The following is a 23,716-nucleotide window of genomic DNA, read 5'->3' on the forward strand; positions in this document are numbered from 1 at the left end:
CTGGCAGTCTGGCCGGGTAGAGGCCGAGGCCGTTCGGCACAGCAGGAAGAGGGAACACCGTGGACCAGTTCAGGGGCTGGAAGAGGTACCCGCGCGTCATCGAGAGTGCACTGGGACGCGCCGGCTACGCGGATGCGGAGTTCACGGTGCGCCGGACGCAGGCGCGGGGGACGGCGGAGGCCCGGTGGTCGTGGATCGGCGGCGCTGCGGAGCTGACCGGCGAGGAGTGGCCGGACGGCTTCGAGCTGCTGTGGGACTCGTCCACCGGCTGGTCGTACCGGGAGCGAGGCGGCGACAAGCTCGTCGCCTTGCCGGTACCGGTGCTGGCGGCGCCGGAGGCGATCACCGCACTGCTGCCTGCCCTCATGGACGGGCGGCGCGACCAGCTTCCCGCATCCGAGGACCGGTGGGAGCACGCCGCGCTGCTCGCGAGCTGGGCGGAGTCTGCCGCAGTCCTCGGGGACGACAAGTACGACGCGGCCTATCAGCGTGCCGAGGAGCAGGCCGGGACGTTCGACCGGTGGCAGGCCGAGCTGGACGGCGCTCTGCCCGCCGCGGCGCGGCTTCCCGCAGAGGCCGAAGGCACCGCCGCAGCCGCCGGCACGTCCAGTGACGCCGACGGGCCGGACGCCGCGGAACAAACCCGGCGCGCGCACGTGAACGTCGTCCTGGACTGTGCCATCAAGGCACGCGATGACCGCAGCCGCCGCCCGAACCCGGAGCTGTTCGGGGCCTTGACCGACTTCTTCACCCGCGCCGTGGTCTTCCCCGGCCGGATGGACCCCGCCGAAGGGCAGCGCCACACCAGCGACCCGTCTCGGGCCCTGGCCCACCTGCTCATCCAGCACCTGGAGCACTACGGCATGGACTTGGAGGACATGCCCGAGTTGGAGTCGCCCGAGACGTCGGTCGCACCCGTCGGCGATTCGGTAGCCGAGTGCGTCGCCCAGGCGTTGCGCTCCAGCCGCTGGTTCACGGCCGCAGCCTCCCGACCCGGCGGCCAGGTAGGGTTCCACACCGTGTTCGGCACCGAAGGGGTTCTCCACCTCGCCAACGTGACCGGCCCGGACGACGGCCCGAAGGCGTAGGGCGGCGTTCCCGAGTTGAATCTCCTGCCGGAGGAAGCCGGCCCATGGCGCTCGGGCCACCAGAAGGCCTGCCAGGGCGCCCCGGTACAACGGCCCGAGGCCGTCGTTCTCACCTTCAGAACCTAGATGTTCCGTCCTCCGGGTCCCAGCCCGGCACATCGCGTTCGCTTCCCGATCACCCGACACCAGCCAGGAGTTGACGATGTCAGAGACCACCACGCGATCCGAGCCCCGTGGCGTCGCCTTAGTCCTGATCAGGATGACTGCTCAGGGCGAAGCCGCTCATCACGCCGCGGGCGGCGAGGGTCCCCCTCCTGCCGACAGGGGGATGTACGGCGCCCTGACGGCTGCGCTGGAGACATGGCAGGGTCTCGGCTCCCTCCGCCCGGACGCACTGCTGCTGATCGAGTGGTTGGCCACCGAGTGGGCGGGATACCGACGTCAGCTCCTCGGCCATGATCAGGACCGGTTCGACTCCTGGCTCGGCGAGTTCGGTGACGAGGTCAGCCTGAGCCAGCGCCACGCCCACCCTGCCGGGCCCACCTGCCTGGAACTTCTCAGCGTCGCCGCCTCTGCCCAATCCGGCGACAGTCCGACGGAGCGGACGGCACAGCTCGCCATCCCCTTCCTCGCCTACCTCCGCCCGAACTCCGAGCTCGAAGACGCCCGCGAGATCGCGCTGAGCTTCGCCTTGTGGGCGGGTCAGGACCTGTCCGTACTGATGCAGCACGACGCCGAGCGGATCGCCGGCTACACGCAGGCACGCGCTCGCTGACCGCTGCGCAGGCGGTCGTACGCCGGGGCCTTGCTGGTAAACGTGTGAGACCTGGCCGCGAGAGGCCGGTGCGCCGGTAGATACTGCCGGAGTGGTGAACGATCTGAAGAGCGCACTGGCCGCGCTGGAGGCCCACCAGCCCGGCTCTCTGCTCGGGCTGCGCGAGACCCAGTGGCTCGATGCGAAGGCCGCGGCGTACCAACTCGATGCCGACCCCCGCGCGCCCGAGGAACTCGCCAAGGATGTCGCCGCTTTCGCCAACGGGGGAGGCGGCGTCATCGTCGTCGGCATCGCCACCCGCATGGAAGGCGACGAGGAAGTCCTCGACCACATCAGGGGTCTCGCCCCGGATGCGGTGAACGTCGACCAGGTCCGAAAGGTGATCCGCGCCCGGATCACCTCCGCGCCCCGCGGGGTACGCATCGGCTGGTCGGGCGACGGTGAGGAGCGCGTGCTGTTCATCGACGTTCCTCCGCAGCCCGCGGCCACGCTCTTCGTCGTGGCGGCGCCGACCGGGAAGCCGGGCGCCCAGCGGACGGACACCGTCGCCGTGCCGGTGCGGGACGGCGACCAGACGCACTGGCTGCCGCGCGCCGAGATCGCAGCGCTGCTCTCCGCGGGCGTCCGGGCTTCCGGCATGCCGACCGCCGAGGCCCTGGCCGACCTCGTGCGGCAGGCTGTTTCCGAAAGCGGGCCGGGGGGAGGGCTGCGGGTCGGCCAGGGGCTCCCGGACCGCGAGCGGGAGATGCAGGAGGCATACCGACAGCTGGCCAGAGCCGAGCTGGGGGAAGCGGCTGGGGAAGCGTGGGCCCACGGGTCGACCGCTCTGCAGGATCTGCACCACGAGCGCGACAGCGAGTCGGGGTGGGTGCTGTGTCTGGTGGCCGGCCGCCCGCCGGTCGTGGTCGCCACGCCCGTATGGCAGGCGATCGTCGAAGCCGGCCGGTACGCGCCCGGCCATGACCCGCTCGCGGCCGTGGGGTATCCCGTCCCGCCGGAGGGGACAGACGGATCATGGATGGTCGGGGTCGATGAACGAAGCGTGGATCTCGACGGCGGATCGTGGGGCGCAGGCCGACTGGCGTGCTCGGGACGCGGTGTGTGGCGGTGGGAACCTCTTCCCCACTTCAGCCTCAACCAGGGGCGGTCTGCCGAGAACTGGACCTCCGGCCAGTCACCGGCGCTTCGCTTGCGCGCTGTGGTGAACCTGCCCTGGGCTGACCCGGGTACGTTGGAGATCAGCAGGCCGCGGCGCCAGCAGCTCGAACAGCAGCTCCCGTACAGTGCGCTGGCCGGTGCGGTGACCACGCTGTCCAGGCGCCGGGGAGCGGAACTCCCCGCGGCCGAGTGGAGCCGAGGACGGTTCAGTAATACGGCCCGCTCCGTCAGCTACACGTGCACGGTCAGCGCACCGGACGGCGCCCCGGCCTTGAGGGCCGCCGCGACGCTCGCTTTGCCCACGACGACGGACTCCACCGTGGTCGCCTGCGCGGACGTCACGATCGAGAACCCCGCGGCGTGGGCAAGCGCCCTGGACATCGACTGGGGCACCCAGCTCAGCTTCGACGAGGTTCAGGCCGTCTTGCTGGGCGCGTGGGAGACGGCCGCCGAACTGCTGCCCGACGTGGTCGGAGACCCGGCAGCACTACGGTGGGCCGCGCCGCCCACAACCGAGCTGCGGATGACGTGCGAACAGCCCGCCGAGAACAACGTCCTGCCGGCCTTGGACGAACTCGTCGATCTGGAACCGCTGGGCGCCAGCACCGACGGCGGGCGGTCGAAGATGGCCGTCACGATCACCACCGCGCCCACCATGGGCCGCGGGGAACGACAGAGCCTGATGCGGCAGGCGCTGGTGCACATGGCCCAGCAATTCGGCTACGTCGACGCCGAGGTGGAACTCCTGTAGGCGTGCGCTGATCGGCTCCGGAGGTCCTCGGAGACGGGCCAGTCCCGGCTTGCGCCGGAGCCGACCACGCATCCACGGTCACCTGCGAAGGACCGGGCCTCCATCTCGTCGCCGCCACTACGCTCAGGTGCCATGAGCGATCCGACGAACTTCTTCCTGGCCACGTTCCCCGGTGTGGGCCGCGCCCTGTTCAGCAGCGTCGAGGCCGCCCAGGAATGGTGCGACAAGCGCGCGGAGGAGCGGTTTCCGGGTGACGTCGTGAAGTGGGCCGAACCGGAGGACTTTGACGAAGCAGGAGTCGGCACGGGGCAGACCGGTCAGCGGTGGCACCGGCAGGTGCCGAAAACGGGTCACAGCGTCCCGTCGCTTAGCCTCGGCACCGTGGTGTCGCTGCCCGTCGACGCGGAGAGCTGACGAGCGATCGTCTCCGAGTCCGGATGAGCCCGCGCAAAAGCCCCGGGCCGCCATCAGCCGGCAACTTCCCACCGTCCCCCTTCGCCTGAGCGCGCCAGCCGGGCGTGCTCGGTGCGGGCCGCCTCAAGCAACTGGCGCCAGGAGGTCACGGTCGGCCGCCGGCGCAGCAGGGCGCGCCGCTCCCGGTCCGTCATCCCGCCCCACACGCCGTGCTCGATGCGGTTGTCCAAGGCGTACGCGAGACACTCGGTGCGTACATGGCAGCCGGTGCATATGGATTTCGCCCGGTTCTGGGCCGCGCCGTCCACGAACAGTTCATCCGGATCGCTGGTCCGGCATGCCGCCCGCGTCTCCCACCCGTCCTCGATCACCGCAGCGCCGTCCTCTCCCCGTGCCGGCTCACCGCCTCCACCCGACGAAGGGGCGATCCGGAGACGGTACGGCAACCGCAGGGGGCATGGGACAGCGTCATCTCACGGCAATCCCTTCGGGTGACCTGTCCCTTGACAGCAGTGATCGCCGGTGGGTGCCACGGGGTCCTAGGGCATCGTGAGGAGGTCGGTGGGCCGGGCCAGGGCGCGCACGCGGTGTGCCTCCTTGTCGCGTTCCCGGCGCAGGACCGTCAGCTGGGTGTAGAGATCAGTCCATCCCGTCGGCGGCTCGGGCTCAGTGACCCGGCTGCCGTCCCACACCGGTCCGGGGACATGGAGCGCGAAGACCCTGCGGGTCAGGTCGCGTTCGTCGTCGGCCAGGATCCGCACAGCGGTCTGCGGGTGCGTGTCGCGGTCGTTGGCGACGAGCGCGACGAGTTCGTGGTCCAGGAGGTGTCCGATGCGGGTCTCCCACCAGGACCAGCGACGGTGCGGGTCGGCGCCGGCCCGGTGGGCGTCGCGCGAGAAATCGACAGTGGTCATGACGCCCGAGCGCCGGATCTCGGTCAGGATCTCCTGGTGGGCCTGGGTGAGCCGGGCGGGCCGCGGTGGCTTGACCGTTCGGGCCTCGGGCTCGGGCAGGCCGGCTTCCCGCCGCAGGGTTGCGTGCATGCCGGCCATGCAGGCGGCACCGAAGCGCGATCGCCACCAGCGCTCACGGGTCGGAGCGTCGTGAAGGTGAAGCAGTCCGGGGCAGATCTGGCACAGACGCACCCGGACGCCGGCCGGCTCGTCGGCGGCGGCGTTGCCGTGCCGGTCGGACCACCAGGCGAGCGGTGCAGCGGCCGTTCTGCCGCACAGGGCGCATCCGGTGGCGTGGCGCGGCTGTTCGGTCAGGGTGGCGACGATCCGGCGGGCGGTGCCGCGGCCTCCGTCAAAGTCGTACGCCGACGATGCCGCGGCGCCGCCCAGGACCAGGCAGTCCTGGCACAGACCGATCGGTGAGGTGCTGTACTCGCGGCCGGGTGCGGCGACGCGCTCGGCCGGCCCCGGCTGCCGGCACCACGAGCAGTGCGACAGCGGACCGGGGTCGGCCGGCCGGGCGTAGGGGGCGGTCGGCTCGGCGTCCAGGGTGAGGTCGCGCGGCTCGCGGAAGAGCACTCGCTCTCGGACGTCCTCTTCGGCTTTGAACAGGCGGACGGTCTTGCTGTGGCCGGCGAGCTTGAGGCGGGTCTGCCAGTGCCCGTAGCCGATCATGTCCCGGACCAGGCCGCGCTCGCCACGGTCCCGGGCCGCGTCCTGCATACGCCGTTCCGCCTTGGCCTGCTCCAACGGATCGGCCAGACGCGGGCGCAGCGTCACGGCGAGGTCGACGTGGAGCAGCGGACCGTCGGCCGGCTCCGCGAGCCCTCCCAGCGCGCGGATCTCCTCGACCCAGTACAGGGCGTCGTCCGGGCTGGCGTTGATCTGCTCGGCTGCGGTGACCACCGCGGCCGCCAGGGATTCGGCGCGTCCCCGGCTGGAGGGTTTGCGGCCCGAGGCGTGGGCGAGGACTTTGCCGGTGGGGGTCGGCTTCCAGAGCCGGTAGTCGTGGTGCTCCCACTCCTGAGCTCGTTCGTCCTCGCCGTGCGGGCCGCTGAGCAACCCGGCCCTCACGAGTCGGCCCAGGTAGTCGGCGGCGTCGCCCTCGGTGAGGTTGAGGGAGCTCGTCAGGTCGTGGACGCCGACGCCCCACGGGTCGGCCCGCTTCAGAACCGTGCGGGCGTCGCGGACGTCCCGCCCGCACATCGGGACAGCGAGATCGACGACGAACTCGCCCTCGTACGTGCCCAGGCCGCCGAGGGGAAACAGAGGCGGTCTGCCGGACGGGCGTCCTGCTGCGGTCTGGAGGTCACGCAGCAGACGGTCCTCCGCGCTGTCCGTCTGGTCGCCAGCCGCCCGCGGGCTGATCACTCGGGCGGCTGGCCGGGGCGGGGAGAGGTCGGAGTTCCGGTCGGTCACGCGGGCAACGCTATCGGTCCGCGAGAGCGACGGCTGCCGCTCGCCGGCCTCGGCGAAGGGTCCCCGCACTCTCCGTACCGCGCTGGCGGCCCGGCCTGAACCGGGGCCGACCGCCAGCCGGTGCCGTCTGCTTCATCCGGCGTTACCCGGTGGCCTGTCCTGCCGGCATCGGCGGGAGCTGCTCTTCGCCCGTCAGCTGGCTGATGCGCCGACGGATCGCAGCGAACATCGCGGCGCGGTCCGGTCGTAGCGCAGTTGGAGCGCCGCGGTCTGGTTCGGGGCTTTGAGGAGCACCAGGCCGAGGCTTTCGCCGGGCGTAAGGTCGCGGTGTCCGCGCAGCTCCAGGGGCAGGCCGTGTTCAGGGTCGGTCAGCGCGTTGACCAGTTCCGCCCGCCGCAGACCGGTGTCGGGGAAGTGGTCCAGTTCCAAGATCCACCACTCCCCCAGCCGCGACTCGTGGCCGGTGACGACCTGCGGGACCGCGACGGTGTGCAAGAGCCCGAGCCGGCGCAACAGTCCGCTGGGGAGCCACGCGGCGTTCCGCCAGATCGGCTCGTAGATGAGCGGCTGGCGCTCGGCGTCCCACCGCATCTCGTAGTCGGTCCACGCGTTCTGGGTGCGCCAGCACGCCTCGGCGCCGCTCTCCTCGACCTGCTGCGCGAGCGCGGCCTCGGCCTTGTCGAAGGCGCGGCGCGGCAGGCCGGTCAGTTTCAGACTGGTCGGCTGTCCGAGACGCTTCAGCTCGATGCCGGTCTCGGTACGGGCGCAGATGCGCACCCCGTACAGGCCGTAGATCTCGTCGCGTTCGCGGTGGTCGAACGACACGCGACAGGGCAGGAGCCCGGCCAGGAGACGGTCGAGGCTCGCGGGGCTCTCCAGATGCAGGCGCAGTCCGTCCGCGGTCGGCTGGACGTACCGGATGCCGAACGGGTACTCGAAGTAGTCCCGCATGCTGTTGAGCAGCCAGTAGAAGATCTCGGACTCGAAGAGCAGCTGCGCGTGTTCGGCCGGCGCCGGGATGAGCGGCGCCCCCGGCTGCAGGGCCGCAACGACTTCACAGGCGAGCTGGCGGGGCGCCCCGGTGTAGAGGGCGTACGTACGGGCACGACGGCTGATCTGGGTCACCGACATCGGCGCAGAGCCTTTCACTCGGTCCCGTCGGCCCGCGGAACGTGAGGAACAGGTACTGCGTGGTGGCAGTGGAATACGGGGGTGGCACTGGTCGAAGACCGTGCTTCTTCGCCTCCGCCTGGAACCTCTTGGGGCCGAAGGTTCGCGGTAGGAGCAGCAGACCGATGCCGCAGACAGCGACTGTAGCTGCGAGCGAGGTGCGTGCTCCGCGCCGCGCCGGGCCTGTCACTCCGAGGAGCTACCGAAGATCTGACGTTCGAAGGCGGACGCGCCGGCCAGGCGTTCCCGGACGCCGCTCACGGGGGGAAGCGGCGTCCGGGAACTACGTGCTCAACGTACAGCGCACCGAGATCACTTATCGCACATATCGGGAAACTACTGCCGCGCGGCGGAGCGGCGCACTGGCTTTCGCGCCGTCCCAGCGGTCGGAATCTCGTGCCTGGCGGCAGGTTCGATCGCTGGTGGCCGGAGCAGCGGGTGTTCCGCCTCGGGCGTCGCCGGCAACGGCCCGCGCTCCGCGCACACGATGCGCAATCGCAGCGGCGGATGGGTTCGAAGGCCGCGGCCCTCACATGGATCCTTCGGACAAGCGGCCGAGCCCGGTCGCGCTCCAGGTCCCCGCGCCACATGTCGGCCACCGCGCTCCGACCGCAGGCGCGTGCCGCCGCCAGATCACAGGCGAGCTCTCCCCACCAGTAGAAGAGGGTCGTGAGCACGAGGGTCCCGGCAGCAACCAGGGTGAAAGCGAGCGTAGACAGCAGGCCGGCTGCCAGCGCAGCCGTCGTGACGGCTGCGGACTCGCCGATGATGCGCTTGCCGGTGTCGCGGCGTTCGAGGTGGGCGAGCTCATGCTCCAGGACGGCGGGAAGGTGCACGGTGTGTTGGGGAAGGAGCCACCGCATGCCGATCCATACATGCCCCCGCCCGCCGCGACCCGTTGAGCGGGCGTCCGCCCCGCTACCGGGTTCAAGGGAGGTGGCCAGTGTGACCTTCTGCAGTCCACGTCGAGCAGCGGAACGGCGGACGTGCTCGGAGACCTGCCGCATCCTGGTCCCGACGAGGCGGTAGAGATCGTCACCGGACGAGGGGTATGCACTGCCCGACGGCACTCTCCACGTCAGGGCCTGAGCCGCGGGGCCCCCGGCAACGGCAGCACGCTGCCGGACGCGCCCCTGGACGGTCCACAGGCCGCCCGCGACCGCGGCGGCGAGCACGGCCGCCCCCGGTATCGGCCCGCGCGCCCCCGTCATGACAGCCTCGGTGGTGATCACTGCGGTCACCACGGTCTGGGCCCCGTAGCGTCGCAGCATGTCCCCCAGATTCATGTGATCACCGTAGTCGGCTGGTGACTATGGACGTCTATCTGCGTTCCGCGTTCATCGGCGTCCTGGCCTCCGTCACCACAGGCCGAGCGCTTCCAGAACGTGCGCGGCCTTGGGCAGCGGCGCGGCAGGTACGGCGGTGAGGAGGTCGTCGGGGAGGCCGGCCTTCGTGTCGAGTTTGATCATTTCGCGCCAACGCAGCGCCTGCGGCCACTGCTGCGTCCAGGCGGGGCGCAGTTCGTCGGCGGGGATGTTCTCAAGGCGGCGTGCCTTGTAGTCGCTGTCCTGTCCAGTACGGGCTTGGGAGCCGTGCTCGGAGTCGAAGACCACGAAGATCTCGAAGCCGTCGGCGTGCTGGACCTGGGCTTTGCGCAGGAGCGCGGCGAAGCCGAAGACGCCGGTGCGGTCGAGGGTCTTGTCGCGGCTGGTGATGCGGGCGGCGAAGCCGAACCAGGCGCGGTGCAGGAGGTAGTGGCCGTCGACGAGCAGCAGGGGCGCGGTCATGGCGGCCTCCAGGGGATGGTGCGTGCTGGTGGGTGCCTTTGACCGTGGCGTACGGGCATCCGGTGCCGGATGACCATGGAGTGTAGCGACGGGGGTAGCGCGCCGCGCAGCATGACGTCCGGGGCTGCCGCCTGTCGCATCCGCCCTGTGGTGCAGAGCCCAAGCGAAGGGTCCGGTCGTCTCCCCGGGCTTGGTCCGTGCCGCTACGCTGGCTGCAGGCACACAGCCGTCGAAGGAGAGTGAGGAATGGCGTCACACGACGAGTGGACCGTGGACCGGCTCCACGTTGGCCTGCCCCACAGCGCGCTTCGGCAGCAGCTGTTGGCGGACGTCAACCTGACTCCACTCGAGGACCTGCCCGCACGGCTTGAGGGGTGGGCCTCGGCGGCGGAGACGCTTGAGGCGGCCCGCCCCCGCATCGAAGCCGCACGCGCCTACGTCAAGGAGCACGGCACCCTGCCGGCCGAGTACGAGACCGCCCCCGACATGACGGACACCGTCGTGGACGACGCTCAGGGGCGGCGGGGCGCCGCGTGACCTTCAGGCTCCACATCCCAGCCGACCAGTACGACATCTACAAGGCACTGTCCGACGAGGCACGCCGCGACATCGCGGTGTGCCTCGTCGACGCCGTTCAGGAACCGCTGGCGGCCAGTGAGCCGTACGGGGAGGACGACGGGATCGTCCGGACGGTCGCTCGAGGCCGCGCTGCCATCGTCATCCTGATCAATGAGCAGACGAACACCATCACCGTGCTGGCGATCGCTTACGCGGGCTGACGCCGAACCGTCGCAGCGTGCCCGCTGGCGACCGGGGTCTCAGCTGGGGATGCGGATACCCAGGCTGGCCGCCAGATCGCTCAAGCTGCTCAGAGGGCGTCCCCAGCGGCCGGTCGCGGCGTACTGGCGCAGGACGGGTTCGATGGCCTCGGCGGCGTTGCGGGTGACGCCGTCGGTGAGCGTGACGCGGTGGCAGATGGGGCTGCCTCCCTCGGCGGAGTAATCGGTGTACTTGCCGTCTTCGTGGCGCAGGAGAGCGGGGTCGACGTCGATGAGCCCGAAGGCCTCAAGGGTCTCGTGGGTCTCGTACGCGTCGCGGCCGAGGCCGAAATGGCCGGCGCGCTCGACGCCCGTGACGTACGGCTCGTCGTGCTCGGGGTTCTGGGTCACGTCCAGCCACATCAGGTAGGCGACGGTCTCGCTGGGGGTGAGCAGGTTGACCCAGCCACAGGTGAAGAACTCCACGGGGACGTCGATGCCGGGGGCTTCGGCGCGGGGCACCTTGTAGGGGATCGGGGCGGCATCGGTGCTGGCGCCGCTGTCGCACAGCAGCCGGAAGTCCTGGAAGGGACGGGATGTACCCGCGTTGGGGAACTCCAGAAGGTGCTGGTCGCGCAGCTTCTTGAGGGCCTCGTTGATCTGGCGCGCCTTGTTGACCCGGGGGCTGGCGACGCGGCGTCCGCCGGGGGTGTGACGGGCGTGCGCACCGATCAGCCCCATCCAGGAGAGACGCTGGGTGCTGTCCGGCTCGATCGGGATGCGGTTGGGCCACTGTCGGCCGGGGGCGGCCTGGCAGTGCGCGGCGAACAGCAGGATGAGGTGGAGCCGGCCGGCGACTCCTCGGGGAGCGATGAGGCGCGCAGCGGGGGGCTGCTCGTCGCGCGGCAGTCCGTTGCGTTCACGGTCGACGGGACGGGGGACGTCGTGGCGCACGTAGGTGCGGCGCAGCCGGACGTTCTTCACCGTTCGGCCGGCCCGGCCGAAGGCACGAAGCTGCGTGTAGTTGGAGGCGACGTCGTTGAGGGCGCCGCCGCTGCGTAGGGCGGTGAGCGCGTCGAGGCGCGCTTTGATCTTGTCTGCGGCGGCTGTGCGGCTCGGCACTACGACTTCCTACCTTTTGATCGCCACGCTTTGATCCTCATGAAGCTCTCGTCCCTCTTCGTCTCACTTTCAACGTTGGCGAAGCATGAGGATCAATCCGTGATCCCAGTTTAGCGGTAGCCCGTTCCCGGTGGGGTCTGATTGATGATGTGAGCCCGGACCGCCGCGGCCGCTTCGAGAAGCCGGGGCGGGGCGCGATCCCCGGCTCACGCAGCACGGCGTAACCGGGCCCGGAAACGTCTTAGCCCCGGCGACATGATCTTCTCAGATCAGCGGTCCACCGGGGCTTGTCATCCATGACTATACCCGAACCTGTAGGAGGAACAACGTGAGCGACACCTCTCCGGCTCCCGGTGCCGGGCCGTGGGTGGATACCTGGCTCAGCCCGGCCCGCTACGGCGTCTACCTGAGCGAGACCGGCGGCGATCGTGACCGGGCCCTGGAGCTGTACCAGTGGAACACGACGGTGTCCTGCGCCGTGCTGCACGACCTCGGCCACCTGGAGGTCGCTCTGCGTAACGCTTACGGGGCGGCGCTGGATGCCACCTGGTCCGGGGCGGGGCACTGGCTCGACGATCCCGCCAGTCCGCTGCGCGCTCCGTTGTGGCGGACCAAGAAGGGCGGACCGCGCGGGCCCCGGCGCGTCGACGTGAACGAGAAGCCGCGCAAGGCGATCGACTCCGCCCGGGCCCGCTACGGCCAGCAGGCCCCACCGGGCAAGATCATCGCCGACTTGAGCCTCGGGCTGTGGCGGTACCTCTCGTCCTCCGCCCACGAGAAGACCCTCTGGGTGCCCCACCTGCACTTCGCTTTCCCGCCGGGCACCGACCGCGGCGAGGTCGACCGGGCGATCGGCAACCTCCACGGACTGCGCAACCGCGCGGCCCACTGGGAACCGCTGCTCGCCGCTCCGCTCAAGCGCCGGCTCGACGAGCTGGCCTGGGTGGCCGAGCAGCTCAGCCCTCAGCTGGCCGCGTACATCGACCACCACAGCGAGGTTGACGCTCTGCTCGCAAGCCGGCCGTGAGGCGGCGCTTCGCCGCCGGGACCGCGAGTCGCGGCCCCCTCCATGTCCGCGAGCTCCCGGTGGAACAGCAGCATGGTGACGACCGTGTCGGACGCGAGAAGCCGGTAGGGCTTCACAATCGGCTCTCCGGGACGGTGCGCGTGCCGACATGGTCGTGTCCAGCCGGGGCCGGCGAGACGCCGGGGTGGTCGGGATGGCTCTTCCACTGGTCGGCCATGGCAACGAGCGCGGAGAGGAAGCGACCGGCCCCCGTGGCGTCGCCGGCCTGCACCGCGGTGGCGTAGTCCTGGCTGAGTCCGTGGGCGTCGCGCCACGACTGGATGTACGCGTCGTGCCCCTCGGGGTGCTGTGCGTTCCGGAGATCGTCCTGACGGTCGCGGACGAACTGGTAGATCCGTACGCCGGTCTGCAGATCCACATCTCCTCCTTGTCGGTGCCGCGCGATCCGCGCCACGCCCATTCTCCCTTTCACCCTGGCACCCCCCGCAGATACCGTCAGCCGTCCGCGGACCGCTTCCCCCGATTCCTGCGGCCTGCGGGACACGGCGAGGCGGCTCACCGTGTCCTGAAGAGATCGCCGGAGGAGGGAATGCGGCAAGGCGCTCTGGCACGACGTGCTCCGCTCGGGCATCGTCACCCTGACAACAGCGTTGAAAGGGAGCAGAGTTGACCGTCTACGCCCATCCCGAGCTGAACCTCACCGACCCGGGCAAGGGATACGCCCACTTCGTTCTCTACACCGAGCCGCGGCTCAACGTTGCCGGCGCCGCCTGGAACGCCACGATCAACATCGAGCTGGACTCCCCGTACGTCCAGGAGTGGGTGGACCGGCTCCAGCGGTGTGAGCCGAACGCCCTGCACACCACCTTCGTCATGAACCGGGAAATCCCGCGTCTCTTCCACCCGTGCGTCGATGAGGACAAGACGAGCCCGGCCGCCAACGGCGGCAACTGCCACTGCTTCCGCACCTGGACGGACCCCGAGTACGGACTGCCTGTCGTCGGCCGGCACTCCCGCTCCGCGGGGCAGGACCGGTGGATCTACATGACGTACGCGCCGCTCGCCCTGCGCCCCGATGACGTCGTGTACTCCGTCGTCGCCGATCGCGGCGACGTGTTCTGGGCCCGCACCACCGGCGGTGTGCTGGCGGTCCTGCCGATGCTGGAATCCTCCGGCTACGGCGCCGGGCCGAGGTCGGGCACCGGGGGTGCGAGCACCTTCGGCGCCTACCTCCAGCAGCTGGTCGATTCAGAGGGCAGGGACACCGCCGCCAAGGGCCGGGACACCAGCTCCCGGCAGCTGGTGAACTGGGTGCGCAGCGATGCTGCCCACCGCCAGGAGCTGGTACTGCGGGATCTGGCAGCTACCTTCCCCGGTTTCTCGCCAGACACCTCCCCCTCGGCTGAGACGCCGGCTCAATAAGCGGCCCGGCGGACGGTCGTCATCGGGCGGTGGGCCTGGCAGCCCGCGCTCGTCGGGCCGCCTGGTAGGCGCTGGCCGGGTCGTCGGAGCATCCCGGGGCCGGGCGCCACTGGCCACCGGCCAAGGTGAAGGGATACCAGCGGCCGTCGGGCCCGGGGCGCAGCTGGATCCCGGCGGTGGTGTCGGTCAGCGCCCCGTCGGCGGTATCGAGGTCTCCGAGGACGAGGGCGCGGGATGCCCGGATGCTGTCGCGGGCGCGCTCCAGCACGGACGGCGGTGTAGGGGTGGCGCGGAGGGCGGCGTGGGCGCCGGCCGGCCCGCCGTGCCGGTAGCCGATCATCATGGTGCGCAGGGTGCCTGCGGAGTGGCCGCTGGATCGTGCGGCTTGCGGGAGCCGGCTCACTCCGTCGGGTGTGGCGAGGATCCGCACGGTGTCGGCGAGGGTGTCGTGCGGCTGGTCTGCGGTTCCGTCCAGGAGGGCGCGGGCGCGGGCGGCGGCGTCCTTGGTCATCCAGGCCAGGTCCCGGGCGGAGGGGCAGGGCGGGGGCGGGTCGGTGATCGTACTGGTGACGGGGACGGCGGGGTCGAGCTCGATGACGGGCTCGGGCGACGGGCCGCGGTGGGCCCACAGCGAGTAGGTCTGGTCGGCGCGGACGGTTCCGGCCGGGTCAGCGGGCAGTGCGCCCGGTCCCGCGTCGGACATGCGGTCGCGCAGGACTGCGGCGAGGACGCGGGTGGGCATGCCGCGGGCGGCGAGCAGCAGGGACGCGGCGCTGGCGAGGCGTTCGGCGACGGCGTGGCCGAGGGCTGCGCTGTGGTCGCATACGCGGCCGGCGCTGCCCGGCAGACAGGAGCAGGAGAAAGTGATCTCGTCGGCGGCGGGCACGACGGCCGTGCCGCCGGCGTGGCCGGGGTCAGCGACGGCGGCGGGAACGCGGCCGGCCAGGAGGTCGGCTGACGCCTGGGGGTCGCCCGCGAGTCGGTCGGCCAGAGCGTGCCACCGGTCTTCGGCGAGTTCGGGGAAGTGGAGGGCGGCTTTGTGGGTGGCCTTCTTCGCCGCGACGGCGGCGGACAGGCGGCCGGGGGCGGCGTGGACTTGGCCGACGGCGCCGTTGCGGTGGAGGTTGAGGCCCTTGGCGTAGGAGCCGGAACCGGCGGTGGCCAGGTGGAATCCCTGTTTCCAGGCGGCGACGAGGGGTCCCATGGTGCGCGTGGGGGCGGTCATCGGCTTCCCAGGGTGACGAGGGCGGCGAGTTCGGTGTCGTCGAGTTCGGCGAGGGCGCTCTCGCCGGAGGTGAGGACGGAGTCGGTCAGGGCGCGCTTGCGGGCCAGGAGCTCGTTGATGTGGTCCTCGACGGTGCCTTCGGTGATCAGGTGGTGGACCTGGACGGTGCGGTGCTGGCCGATGCGGTGGGCGCGGTCGGTGGCCTGGTCCTCGACAGCCGGGTTCCAGGGCCGGTCGTAGTGGATCACGTGCTCGGCCCGGGTGAGGTTGAGGCCGGTGCCGGCCGCCTTGACGGACAGGATGAACAGCGGGGCCGGTTCGGAGTCGTTCTGGAAGGCGTCGACGAGGTCCTGGCGGCGGGCGGGGGGTGTCCCGCCGTGGAGGAAGTAGATGGCGCGGTGGCCGCGGGCGCGCAGGTGGTGCTCGAGGATGCGGCCCATCTGCACGTAGCCGGTGAAGATGAGGCCGGCTTCTGAGCGTTCGGCCAGGGACGGCAGGAGATCGTCGAGGGCGGCGAGTTTCCCGGAGCGCCGTACGAGAGCGGCCGGGTCGGCTTCGCCGAGGGGTTCCTTGAGGTAGAGGGCGGGGGTGTTGCAGATCTGGCGCAGGGCCTGGAGCAACTTCAGGACCTGGCCACGGCGTTCGATGCCGGTGCTGGCGGCGATCCGTTCCATGGTGTCGCGGACGGTCGCCTCGTACAGGCCGGTCTGCTCGTCGGTGAGGGCCACGATCCGGTGGTGGTGGACCTTGTCGGGCAGCTCCGGGGCGATCCCCGGATCGGACTTGCGGCGGCGCATCATGAACGGGCCGATGAGCCGGGCGAGTTGTGCGGCGGCGGGTACGCCGGGGTCTTTCTCGACGGCTCCGTAGCGGGCGCGGAACGCGGCGCGGGTGCCGAACAGGCCGGGGTTGGTCCAGTCGAGGATGGACCACAATTCCGTGAGGTTGTTCTCCGCGGGGGTTCCGGTAACCGCGAGGCGGGCAGCGGCGGGCAGGTCGCGCAGCGCCTTGGCCGTGGCCGAGGCCGGGTTCTTGATGTGCTGGGCCTCGTCCGCGACGACCAGGCCCCACGTTGTGGCGGCGAGGGCTTGGGTGTCGCGGCGCAGTGTTCCGTAGGTGGTGACGACGACGCTGTTGCGTCCCTGGGCGTCGGCGCCCAGGGTCCGGTCGGCTCCGTGGTAGCGCACGACGGTGGTGCCGGGGGCGAAGCGGGCGATCTCGCGCTGCCAGTTCGTCATGAGGGAGGCCGGGCAGACCACCAGCGTCGGCCCGGCTCGCTCGGTGCTCTCGGCACGGTGGAGGTGCAAGGCGATGGTCGTCAGGGTCTTGCCGAGCCCCATGTCGTCGGCCAGCAGCGCGCCGAACCCCAGGCCCAGCGTGTGCGAGAGCCAGGCCAGGGCGCGTTCCTGGTAGTGGCGCAGGGTCCCGGTCAGGCCGGCCGGTGCCGGGATGGGCTGGGGGCTGTCGGGGGCCTGGTGCAGCGCATCGACGAGGGCGGCGAGGGTGCCGGCGGGGCGGGCGTGGAGAGTTTCGCCGCCGAGGATGAGGGTGCCGGACAGGGCGGCGGCCAGCGCGTCGAGGGAGGGTAGGGGCGCCAGGCGGCGGTCGCGGGCGCGGCGGGTGGTTTCGGGGTCGATGAGCAGCCAGCGTCCGCGCAGCTGGATCAGCGGGGCTGCGGCGTCGGCGAGGGCGGTCATCTCCGCGTCGGTGAGCGGCTCGCCGTCGAGGTTGATGTGCCAGCGGCAGTCCACGAGGCGTTCCAGGGACAGGTAGCCGCCGCTCGCCGGGGCGTCGTGGTCGTCATCGTCCTCGTGGGCTGCGCCGACGACGGCGGTGGAGGTGAGGACGTCGGTGAGGTGCGGGGGCCAGTGGACACCCACGCCGAGCTCAGCCAGCGGGCCGGCCGCGGCCTGGTGGAGGTGGGCGAGGTCGTGGGCGGACAAGGTGGTGCTGCTGGGATGGTCCTGGGCGGCGAGGTCCGCCAGGGGCGGGAAGAGGCGGGTGGCCCGGCGCAGCACGCGGCGTACCGCGGGCAGCGCCGCGGTGGTGAGGCCGGGATGAGACTGTCCGGCCCAGACGCCGGCTGCCGAAACGGGGTCCCGCCCGTCGCCGGCGTCCAGGTACAGCGTGAGCGGTGCGGCCGGGACCGGGCCCTCGTTCTCGGGCTGCTTGATGCGCAGCACCAGGCCGGGCGCGGGGCGGGGATCGAGACCGTCCTCGATCCCGTCCGCCCACGTCCACAACTGCGGCGTCGGACGGATGTCGTGCGCCGGGCCGCTGTAGGGGCCGGGGCCCAGGACGGTGGTGGCGCCGGGCGTGCGGAGCATGGCGTCGGCGACGGCGTCCAGCGCCGCCCAGACGGCCGGTTCCGGGGCGGCCATGCGCACCGGCGTCGTGCCGGCCAACAGGCAGTGCCCTTCGGGGGCAAGCCGCGCGGCGGCGTCGGCCACCGCACGGCGCAGCGCGTCGCTGCTCGGGCCGACGCGCCAGCAGTCGTGGCCTTCGACGGTGAGGGCCGGGTGGACCCGCTGCTGGGCCACGCAACGAAGGCCTAGCCGGACGGCGTGCCGCCAACCGGTCGCCGAGGGATGCTCCGCGTCCCGGGAGGCCAGCACGGCCGGCAGGACGAGGCCGAGCGGCGCGGCGACGCCGGTCACCGTCGCGCGGCGCGGCATGATGCCGCCGGGGCCGGCCAGGACGAGTTCGCGGGTGACGTACTGCAGCGGCGCCGGCAGGGTCGCCGCCCGGGCGGGCGGGGTGCCGTCGGGCGAGAAGAGCATCCACGCGGTGCGGGCGGGGTGCCGGGAGGGCAAAAGGGTGAGCGCCGTGCCGCCGGCGAGGAGGTGGTCGACGACGTCGCGGGCCTGGAACAGCTCCTGCGCGCTCGCCGCGGGTACCGGCGGGGGGTCCTGAAGGGTGGCCGGCGGGAGCGGCAAAGCAGCGGGAGCCGGCCCGGGGACGGGGGCGGGCTCCGGTTCGGGCTCTGTTGCGGGGACCTCGGGAAGGTCGGCGGCCAAGGCACGCTGCACAACGTCCAGGAGATCGTCGGCGGCCCCGGCTCGGGCGGCTTGCTTGCTCGAACCGGCCCCGTTGCCGGTGAGCTGCTGCTCTCCGAGGGTGGCGGTGACGGTCGCGGTGAAGGTGGTGGGCGAGTGCAGGGTGACGCGGAAGTCCGGCCGGGTGATGTGGCCCGCCTGCGCGTACTCGTTGAGGACCGAGATCGGACTGCGGCCACCGCCTGGACCTGGGCCGGTCCGGGTGGCCGGATCCTGGGACGCCGGCTCGGCGGACTGCCCCGTCCACGACGCGACGCTGTGCTGCGCGAACGGATCGTCCAGGCCGGCGAGCGAGGCGACGAGGCTGGCCATGGCCTGCTGACGGGCGCCCTTTCGGGTCCGGGCGCGCTGGATGCTGCCGGTGATCTCCCGGCCGCCGACGTCGAGCGTCGCCTGTGCCACGAAGGAGGGCTCGTTCCCGGACTCCTGACCTTCACGGACCGTCGCCGAGGGCAGGCGCAGCAACTGGGCGTGCATGGAGATGATGCTGGGCGCCAGGGCGGGAGTGGCGGCAACGGCCGTGAGTGACCTACGCCGGGCCTGTGCCCACACCGGCGTATCCGGGGCGTCGAGCAGCAGGAGGCGCAGATCGCGCACCTGCAGCCGGCCGAGGCGGCGCACGGCTTCGGTCGCGACCTGGGCGGCCGCGGCCCCCGTCGCGTCGGCGGTGGCCTTCTGCAGAGCGAGGTGGAAGGCGTCGTCGCTCAGTTTCTCCAGGGGGCCGGCGGCCGAGCCGGCCCGGGAGGGCGGGATGCCGGTGGCCGCGGAGCGGGCGGTGAACACGGCTGGCGTGACGACAGGCTGAAGACGGTCGATGGACAAAAGGACACTCCCCCAGACACCCGGATGCCGTCGGTACCGCTTGCCATTGTGGCCTGTGAGCGTGCCCGTTCGTGCAACCACGCAGATCCGGGGCGCGCGCGGCGTCCGTTCGCCAAGGGCCCGCCGAGGGTGTGACCTTCCTCGGGCGCGCTTCTCGGTCGCCTTGCGCGGTGTCGTCACTGCCGCCGCCGGGAGCGGCGGAGCAGCCGTTCCAGGAGGCCGGGGTTCTTCTCGGGCGCCGACTGCGGGAGGACTCCGGGCTGGTACGAGGGGGGCGGGGGGAATTGCTGGGCGGAGCCGGGCGCCGTTTGCTCGGTCGCCGCGGGCAGTTCGAGGGCTGAGGGCGACGGGTGGACGGGCGGCTCGTCGACGGGCGGCTCGGGGCGGGGCTCCTCGACGCTTCTGGGCGGCGGGGGTTCGGTGGCGGGCGGAGCGGGCGGTGTGTGCCGCTGGGCGTAGGTGTCACCGGCGTGCTGGTTGCGCCAGCGGAAGCGGCCCTGCTGAGTGGCGTACAAGTCGTCCATCACGGCGTACGCGTCGGCCGGCCGGAACGCAGCGCGGGTACGGGTGAGCGACGACAGGGAGATGGGGACGAGCCCCCAGCTGTCGGCCGTCGGCGCCGGCAACGGTTTGCTGATCCGCCAGTCCGCGCGCGGATCGGCGCGCTTCCACTGCCGCCCCTCCCAGTTCTGCCAGTCCTGTTCGGGTTTGACCGGGTGCAGGAACTCGTGGACTCCGTAGGGGACGAGGACCTTCTTGCCGTCGAGCCAGTACACGTGGCCGCCGGCTTCGATGATGGTGAGCTGCTGTGCGGTGGGGGCCACCTGCTCGTGCTGCTGAGTTTCGCCGTGCAACCGGACGAAGCGCGGCCTGAGCTGTCCGAACTGTGCCGGGTCCTGCCTGAGAAACCAGACGTGCATGGCGCCGCCGTGGTGTTCGCGCACAGCGCGGATCCGGCGGCGGACGGCCTCTACGTCGGGCGCGGCGGTCGGCGCTTCGATGATCACGGTCTCGGCTCCGCAGCGAGCGAGGAGCGCCGGCGGGAAGCCGGAAGGATGATCGGCCGCCTCGCCCGGTGACGTGATGGTGCAGTCGGTGACGCCCGGCAGGGCACGGATGGTCTCCCGCAGGCGGATGACGACCTCGTCGTCGGCGTCGATCTGTGCCTCGCGCTCGGGCTTGCTGCAGCCCTCGCCACTGCGGTGCGCGAAGTGCGGTGCCACCTTCGAACCGGCGCGGGCGCCTCGCAGGATCAGTGACTCCCCGCAGGCGCGGCACTGGTAGCGGCCAGCGGCCAACCCCGTGGGCAGCCCTTGGACGCCGTCCGTGATCCAGAGAACTTTCCCGTGCTGTGTGTCCCAGGCGCTCGTACTCATGAGGGCGATCATCGACGAGTGCCAGCCGCTCCCGCCAGGGTGCCGCCCACCAGGCGGGCAGCGGTGCCTCTCGCACGCCGCCCGGCGGGATGCGAGTCCAGGAGCCGGCCCGCACACCGGGACACCGGCTGATCCGGTGCGGCGCCCTACGGCGGTGCGGAGCAAGAGACCCGACCTGATCGTTGCTTAACTCGATAATTACGTGTACTGTGATTGCATCAGGTCGGCCGACAACCCGCCTCGATTCCCACCGCCGAGTTCTTCGGCGGGGCCATTCCACCCACCTCGCGGTCGCCGCTTTCCGCCCGGCGCCGACGAACCATGCCCGAGGACTGCCATGCACCCCATCCCCATGCTGTACCGCTTCACCGCGAGCGGTCCCACGCCCGAACGCGCCCTCGCTGCGGCCACCGCCGAGGACACCGCCCGGCATCATGACCCCTTCGTCCGCCGTGCGGACCTCACGACGGTGAGGCGGGTCGTCGTCGTCCCGGACCGGGCGCCGCTCCGCGCCGTCGCGGCGGGCTACGTCAACGACTCCTACGCCTCCTTCGAAGGCGCCGACGGCGGCCCTTTGTGCGAGGACGACGCCGAATGGCTGGCCGACCGCCTCATCGAGGACGACGACCGCCGCATCCGGGACGGCGCAGCAGGAGCACTGCTGCTGGACGTCCCGGGAGCCGAACCGAGCTGGCTCTTCTTCGGCTGGAGCCTCCAGGCGGACTGACACCGCGCCCGGCCCGACGCATAGCGCCCCTCCCCGCACACCGCGTACCCGACCAGCGTCACAGAAGGACCCATCCCCGATGCACACGACCACCCGATCCGGGATCCGCATCCGTACCGCCACTCCCGACGACGGCGACACAGTCGTCGAACTGGCCTCACTGGTTGATCTTCATCTGCCCATCGAGGCGGTACCCACCGCCCTCGCGCCGATGCGGTTCGCCCTCACCGCCACCGACGACGGTCCGCTGTCCCACCAGGACAATCACTTTCTGATCGCCGAGGACAACGACGGCTTCCCGGTCGGATCCATTGTCTGTGGACCGCCGAACTGGATCGCCAAGCCTGGCCGCGCCTCCGGCCTGGTTCGGCGTCGGCTCCTGCGGCGCATTTCGACCGTCCACATTCTGGCTGTCCGGCCCGAGCACCGGCGGCGCGGCGTCGCGCGGGATCTCCTCCAGCAGGCCGAGGAGACGTTCCGGGGCGCCGGATACGCCGCGCTGACGCTGCGGCACGACCGTGAACTGACCGCGTTCTACCGGCAGCTCGGATACACCAGCGTCAACCGCCTGTCGCTGATGCTGCCGCCGCAGGAGCTGTTCACGCTCAACGACAGGCCCTGGAAGCACGCGTTCAAGGTCCTGTCCGCTGACGCCTCCGTCATCACCGTCCAGGGGCTTCCCACCATCACCGGCGTTCTGCCCACCTGACCGACTCCGCGGGCGCAGCCGTCTCTGCGGTCGCAGCTGATCCATATCTCCCGGTGCCGCGCTGGCCGTGTCCTGCGCGGCACCGTCCCCTGCCCCAAGGATCCCGATGTCTTCGCCCTCCACGCTCTTTCACGCCCAGCGTCTCGCCGAGCAACTCCCTCCCCTGCCGGAAGACATGAAGGGCAACGACGGCCGCGAACTCGCCCGGCACCGCTTCCTCACCCGCACGCTGAAGGTACTGAGCAGCGGTGGGACCGTGACCGGCGACCGGGCGGAGGACTGGAGGCGGGTGACGCGGCAGCTTGCCCTGCTCTGGCAGATGGCGAACGCCCGTGAGTTCCGGCTGAGTGTGAGCGGCCTGGAGCTGGTCTCGCTGGAGGCCGAGTCCCTGGAGCCGGCCCCCGCAGGGCGCCCCGCCGCCACCGGCCCGCTCGGCGGCGATCTGATCCATCCCTGGCAGGCAGCCGTCGGCGACTGGGTCTCGGTGCCCGGCTGTCCCCCGGGGCCGTTCGCCGAGGCTTCCATGGCCATGCCGGATCAGGAGGGCATTGCCGGAACGGTGGTGATCGTCGACCAGTGGCACCGCTTCAACCCCGGCGGAGCGCCGCACGCCGAGGTGCTCGTCGACAGCGACGCGCTGATCGAACGGCTGGACGCCGGGGCAGAACGCGCCCGGGCTCGTGAGCAGTGGGACGAGGACCGCCGGCGGTGGCACGCCGGATAAGGGGCCATCCTCGTGACATCAATCGGGTGACCGGCCGGGTCAAACCGGGGGTGACGGACCGCGTGCTCCCGCCTGCAGCGTGCTCAACGGCGTCCCGGCAGCGCCCGGCCGTGGGACGCAGCCACCCATTCGACCTGTTCGACTGGAGGGACGGCAGCGGCGCCTGATGGGCAATCCAAAGTCGTAGGATCAGCCCCAACCAAATAGAACGACCCCCGAGCTTGGCCGCGTGGGGGTCGTTCTTCGATACTCGCTGGTTCCGAGAGTAACCCGCGCGGGCGCCATCGTGCGAGCCCGCCTGGTTGCCGAGGAGCAGTCAGGAGCACTCCCCCTATGGACGAACAGAGCAACGGCGCCGAACTGGGTCTCCGGCCGGTGCAGCCCTTCGGATCGACGCGGGTCCCCGGAGAGCGGGCCCGTGTGGTCGGCGCCCGGGCGCAGACGGACGGCAGCAGGTAGTGGCGAAGAAGAAGGACCAGGAGGAAACCCATGCCGTCAGCGTGACCCGCGGCGAGGGACCTGGCCTTGACTGGGTCAAGATCGACTACCGGGTAGCGCGCGACGGGTCGCTGTCCCCGAACTCCAAGGCCCTGTACATGGCGTTGGCGACGTACGTGGACATCGACACCCGCGCCTCGGACTACCGGCCGCCGTACCGCCGGGAGCTGGCCTCCAACATCGGCAGGTCGGTCTCGACGGTGGAACGGAGCCTGGTCGAACTGAAGGAGTACAAGCTCCTCAAGATCGTCAACCAGTACGACGACGAGAACCCGAAGCTCCTGAAGGCGTCGAACTACATCCTTCTCGACGGAGGATGGTGGGCGCGCCGCGTCCTGGAGCGCCTGGAGGCCGCGCAGCAGGGAGCGTAGCAAAACAGCAGGTCAAGGGCCCGGAGCCGTGCGCTGTCGGGCCCTTTGCCTGGCTTCTGACCTAGCCTCACGGGTGAAGCCACCCCCTGAAAGGGAGGTCGCAGGACCTCACCTCACCGGTGAGGTGAGGGTGGCGGCACCCGTGATGTGAGGGTCACTTCACCCGCGAGGTGAGAGGTAGCCTCACCGGTGAGGTGGAGGTGACTTCACCGGTGAGGTAGTACATCAAGAGTCAGATCAAGAAGAGGACAGTCGAGAACCACAGTCCTCGAGCCACATCACGAACCATCCGTGTGCTGCGCACCCTCATCAACTGCCGGGGGCTAACGCCGCCCCCGGCCACCCCGCGCCAGCGCCTTGGATG

At 71.2% G+C, this 23,716-nt stretch carries 22 protein-coding genes; 13 read left to right on the forward strand and 9 right to left on the reverse strand.

From position 1 onward, the window contains the following. The first annotated feature begins 59 nt into the window (after positions 1 to 59). The 4 genes from RLT57_RS31095 to RLT57_RS31110 all read left to right on the forward strand — a co-directional run bounded on the left by RLT57_RS31095 (position 60) and on the right by RLT57_RS31110 (position 4,186). Complete coding sequence (locus tag RLT57_RS31095; RefSeq protein ID WP_311301007.1) at positions 60 to 1,088, forward strand: hypothetical protein; 1,029 nt, start codon at positions 60 to 62, stop codon at positions 1,086 to 1,088. 328 nt (positions 1,089 to 1,416) lie between these two features. Next, positions 1,417 to 1,863 carry a hypothetical protein gene (locus RLT57_RS31100; protein ID WP_311301008.1) on the forward strand — a complete coding sequence of 149 codons (447 nt, stop codon included), beginning with the start codon at positions 1,417 to 1,419 and terminating at the stop codon, positions 1,861 to 1,863. 91 nt (positions 1,864 to 1,954) lie between these two features. Beyond that, positions 1,955 to 3,772 carry an RNA-binding domain-containing protein gene (locus tag RLT57_RS31105; protein WP_311301009.1) on the forward strand — a complete coding sequence of 606 codons (1,818 nt, stop codon included), beginning with the start codon at positions 1,955 to 1,957 and terminating at the stop codon, positions 3,770 to 3,772. Between the two features lie 132 nt (positions 3,773 to 3,904). Beyond that, complete coding sequence (locus RLT57_RS31110) at positions 3,905 to 4,186, forward strand: hypothetical protein (RefSeq protein ID WP_311301010.1); 282 nt, start codon at positions 3,905 to 3,907, stop codon at positions 4,184 to 4,186. Between the two features lie 53 nt (positions 4,187 to 4,239). Here the strand turns inward: RLT57_RS31110 and RLT57_RS31115 are convergent, their stop codons facing one another. From RLT57_RS31115 to RLT57_RS31130, 4 genes are all read right to left on the reverse strand, one after another. After that, positions 4,240 to 4,557 (reverse strand): WhiB family transcriptional regulator, encoded by a 318-nt coding sequence (locus tag RLT57_RS31115; RefSeq protein ID WP_311301011.1) that lies wholly within the window; start codon positions 4,555 to 4,557, stop codon positions 4,240 to 4,242. Between the two features lie 168 nt (positions 4,558 to 4,725). Next, entirely contained in the window at positions 4,726 to 6,558 is a 1,833-nt protein-coding gene (locus RLT57_RS31120; protein ID WP_311301012.1) for a hypothetical protein, read from the reverse strand. A gap of 192 nt (positions 6,559 to 6,750) precedes the next feature. Further along, positions 6,751 to 7,689 carry a hypothetical protein gene (locus RLT57_RS31125; protein ID WP_311301013.1) on the reverse strand — a complete coding sequence of 313 codons (939 nt, stop codon included), beginning with the start codon at positions 7,687 to 7,689 and terminating at the stop codon, positions 6,751 to 6,753. A gap of 1,397 nt (positions 7,690 to 9,086) precedes the next feature. Continuing rightward, the gene (locus RLT57_RS31130; protein ID WP_311301014.1) at positions 9,087 to 9,515 is read right to left on the reverse strand and encodes a hypothetical protein; all 429 of its coding nucleotides are present in this window, start codon (positions 9,513 to 9,515) and stop codon (positions 9,087 to 9,089) included. Between the two features lie 246 nt (positions 9,516 to 9,761). On the opposite strand from RLT57_RS31130, the gene RLT57_RS31135 reads away from it, so the two are divergent. Together RLT57_RS31135 and RLT57_RS31140 are read left to right on the forward strand one after the other, a co-directional pair. Continuing rightward, the gene (locus RLT57_RS31135; RefSeq protein ID WP_311301015.1) at positions 9,762 to 10,052 is read left to right on the forward strand and encodes a hypothetical protein; all 291 of its coding nucleotides are present in this window, start codon (positions 9,762 to 9,764) and stop codon (positions 10,050 to 10,052) included. After that, a complete protein-coding gene (locus tag RLT57_RS31140) occupies positions 10,049 to 10,294 on the forward strand; it encodes a hypothetical protein (RefSeq protein ID WP_311301016.1) in 246 nt (81 codons plus the stop codon). Before RLT57_RS31135 ends, RLT57_RS31140 begins: the two co-directional genes overlap by 4 nt. A 39-nt stretch (positions 10,295 to 10,333) precedes the next feature. Here RLT57_RS31140 and RLT57_RS31145 read toward each other — a convergent pair whose 3' ends face one another. Next, positions 10,334 to 11,395 (reverse strand): hypothetical protein, encoded by a 1,062-nt coding sequence (locus RLT57_RS31145; protein ID WP_311301017.1) that lies wholly within the window; start codon positions 11,393 to 11,395, stop codon positions 10,334 to 10,336. Between the two features lie 328 nt (positions 11,396 to 11,723). On the opposite strand from RLT57_RS31145, the gene RLT57_RS31150 reads away from it, so the two are divergent. After that, positions 11,724 to 12,422: a hypothetical protein gene (locus tag RLT57_RS31150; RefSeq protein WP_311301018.1), complete on the forward strand. Its 699-nt coding sequence runs from the start codon at positions 11,724 to 11,726 to the stop codon at positions 12,420 to 12,422. A 112-nt stretch (positions 12,423 to 12,534) separates the two neighbouring features. Here the strand turns inward: RLT57_RS31150 and RLT57_RS31155 are convergent, their stop codons facing one another. Next, positions 12,535 to 12,840 carry a hypothetical protein gene (locus RLT57_RS31155; RefSeq protein ID WP_311301019.1) on the reverse strand — a complete coding sequence of 102 codons (306 nt, stop codon included), beginning with the start codon at positions 12,838 to 12,840 and terminating at the stop codon, positions 12,535 to 12,537. Between the two features lie 248 nt (positions 12,841 to 13,088). Between RLT57_RS31155 and RLT57_RS31160 the strand changes: the two genes are divergently transcribed. Beyond that, positions 13,089 to 13,844, forward strand: coding sequence for a hypothetical protein (locus RLT57_RS31160; protein WP_311301020.1), 756 nt, complete (start codon positions 13,089 to 13,091; stop codon positions 13,842 to 13,844). 19 nt (positions 13,845 to 13,863) lie between these two features. Here RLT57_RS31160 and RLT57_RS31165 read toward each other — a convergent pair whose 3' ends face one another. The 3 genes from RLT57_RS31165 to RLT57_RS31175 all read right to left on the reverse strand — a co-directional run bounded on the left by RLT57_RS31165 (position 13,864) and on the right by RLT57_RS31175 (position 20,323). Continuing rightward, positions 13,864 to 15,069, reverse strand: a complete 1,206-nt coding sequence (locus tag RLT57_RS31165; protein WP_311301021.1) for a hypothetical protein — start codon at positions 15,067 to 15,069, stop codon at positions 13,864 to 13,866. Beyond that, entirely contained in the window at positions 15,066 to 18,947 is a 3,882-nt protein-coding gene (locus RLT57_RS31170) for an SNF2-related protein (protein ID WP_311301022.1), read from the reverse strand. The genes RLT57_RS31165 and RLT57_RS31170 overlap by 4 nt, the downstream gene beginning before the upstream one ends. Before the next feature lie 176 nt (positions 18,948 to 19,123). Then, positions 19,124 to 20,323, reverse strand: coding sequence for a competence protein CoiA family protein (locus tag RLT57_RS31175; protein WP_311301023.1), 1,200 nt, complete (start codon positions 20,321 to 20,323; stop codon positions 19,124 to 19,126). Positions 20,324 to 20,660: 337 nt separating this feature from the next. Here RLT57_RS31175 and RLT57_RS31180 point away from each other — a divergent pair, with 337 nt between their 5' ends. From RLT57_RS31180 to RLT57_RS31200, 5 genes are all read left to right on the forward strand, one after another. After that, a complete protein-coding gene (locus RLT57_RS31180; RefSeq protein ID WP_311301024.1) occupies positions 20,661 to 21,050 on the forward strand; it encodes a hypothetical protein in 390 nt (129 codons plus the stop codon). 79 nt (positions 21,051 to 21,129) lie between these two features. Next, positions 21,130 to 21,759, forward strand: coding sequence for a GNAT family N-acetyltransferase (locus RLT57_RS31185; protein WP_311301025.1), 630 nt, complete (start codon positions 21,130 to 21,132; stop codon positions 21,757 to 21,759). 106 nt (positions 21,760 to 21,865) lie between these two features. Then, entirely contained in the window at positions 21,866 to 22,483 is a 618-nt protein-coding gene (locus RLT57_RS31190) for a hypothetical protein (RefSeq protein WP_311301026.1), read from the forward strand. Positions 22,484 to 22,816: 333 nt separating this feature from the next. Further along, positions 22,817 to 22,942: a hypothetical protein gene (locus RLT57_RS31195; RefSeq protein ID WP_311301027.1), complete on the forward strand. Its 126-nt coding sequence runs from the start codon at positions 22,817 to 22,819 to the stop codon at positions 22,940 to 22,942. Beyond that, positions 22,942 to 23,352 carry a hypothetical protein gene (locus RLT57_RS31200; protein ID WP_311301028.1) on the forward strand — a complete coding sequence of 137 codons (411 nt, stop codon included), beginning with the start codon at positions 22,942 to 22,944 and terminating at the stop codon, positions 23,350 to 23,352. The genes RLT57_RS31195 and RLT57_RS31200 overlap by 1 nt, the downstream gene beginning before the upstream one ends. Positions 23,353 to 23,716: the final 364 nt, after the last annotated feature.

Source organism: Streptomyces sp. ITFR-21, assembly GCF_031844685.1.
Lineage (GTDB): Bacteria > Actinomycetota > Actinomycetes > Streptomycetales > Streptomycetaceae > Actinacidiphila.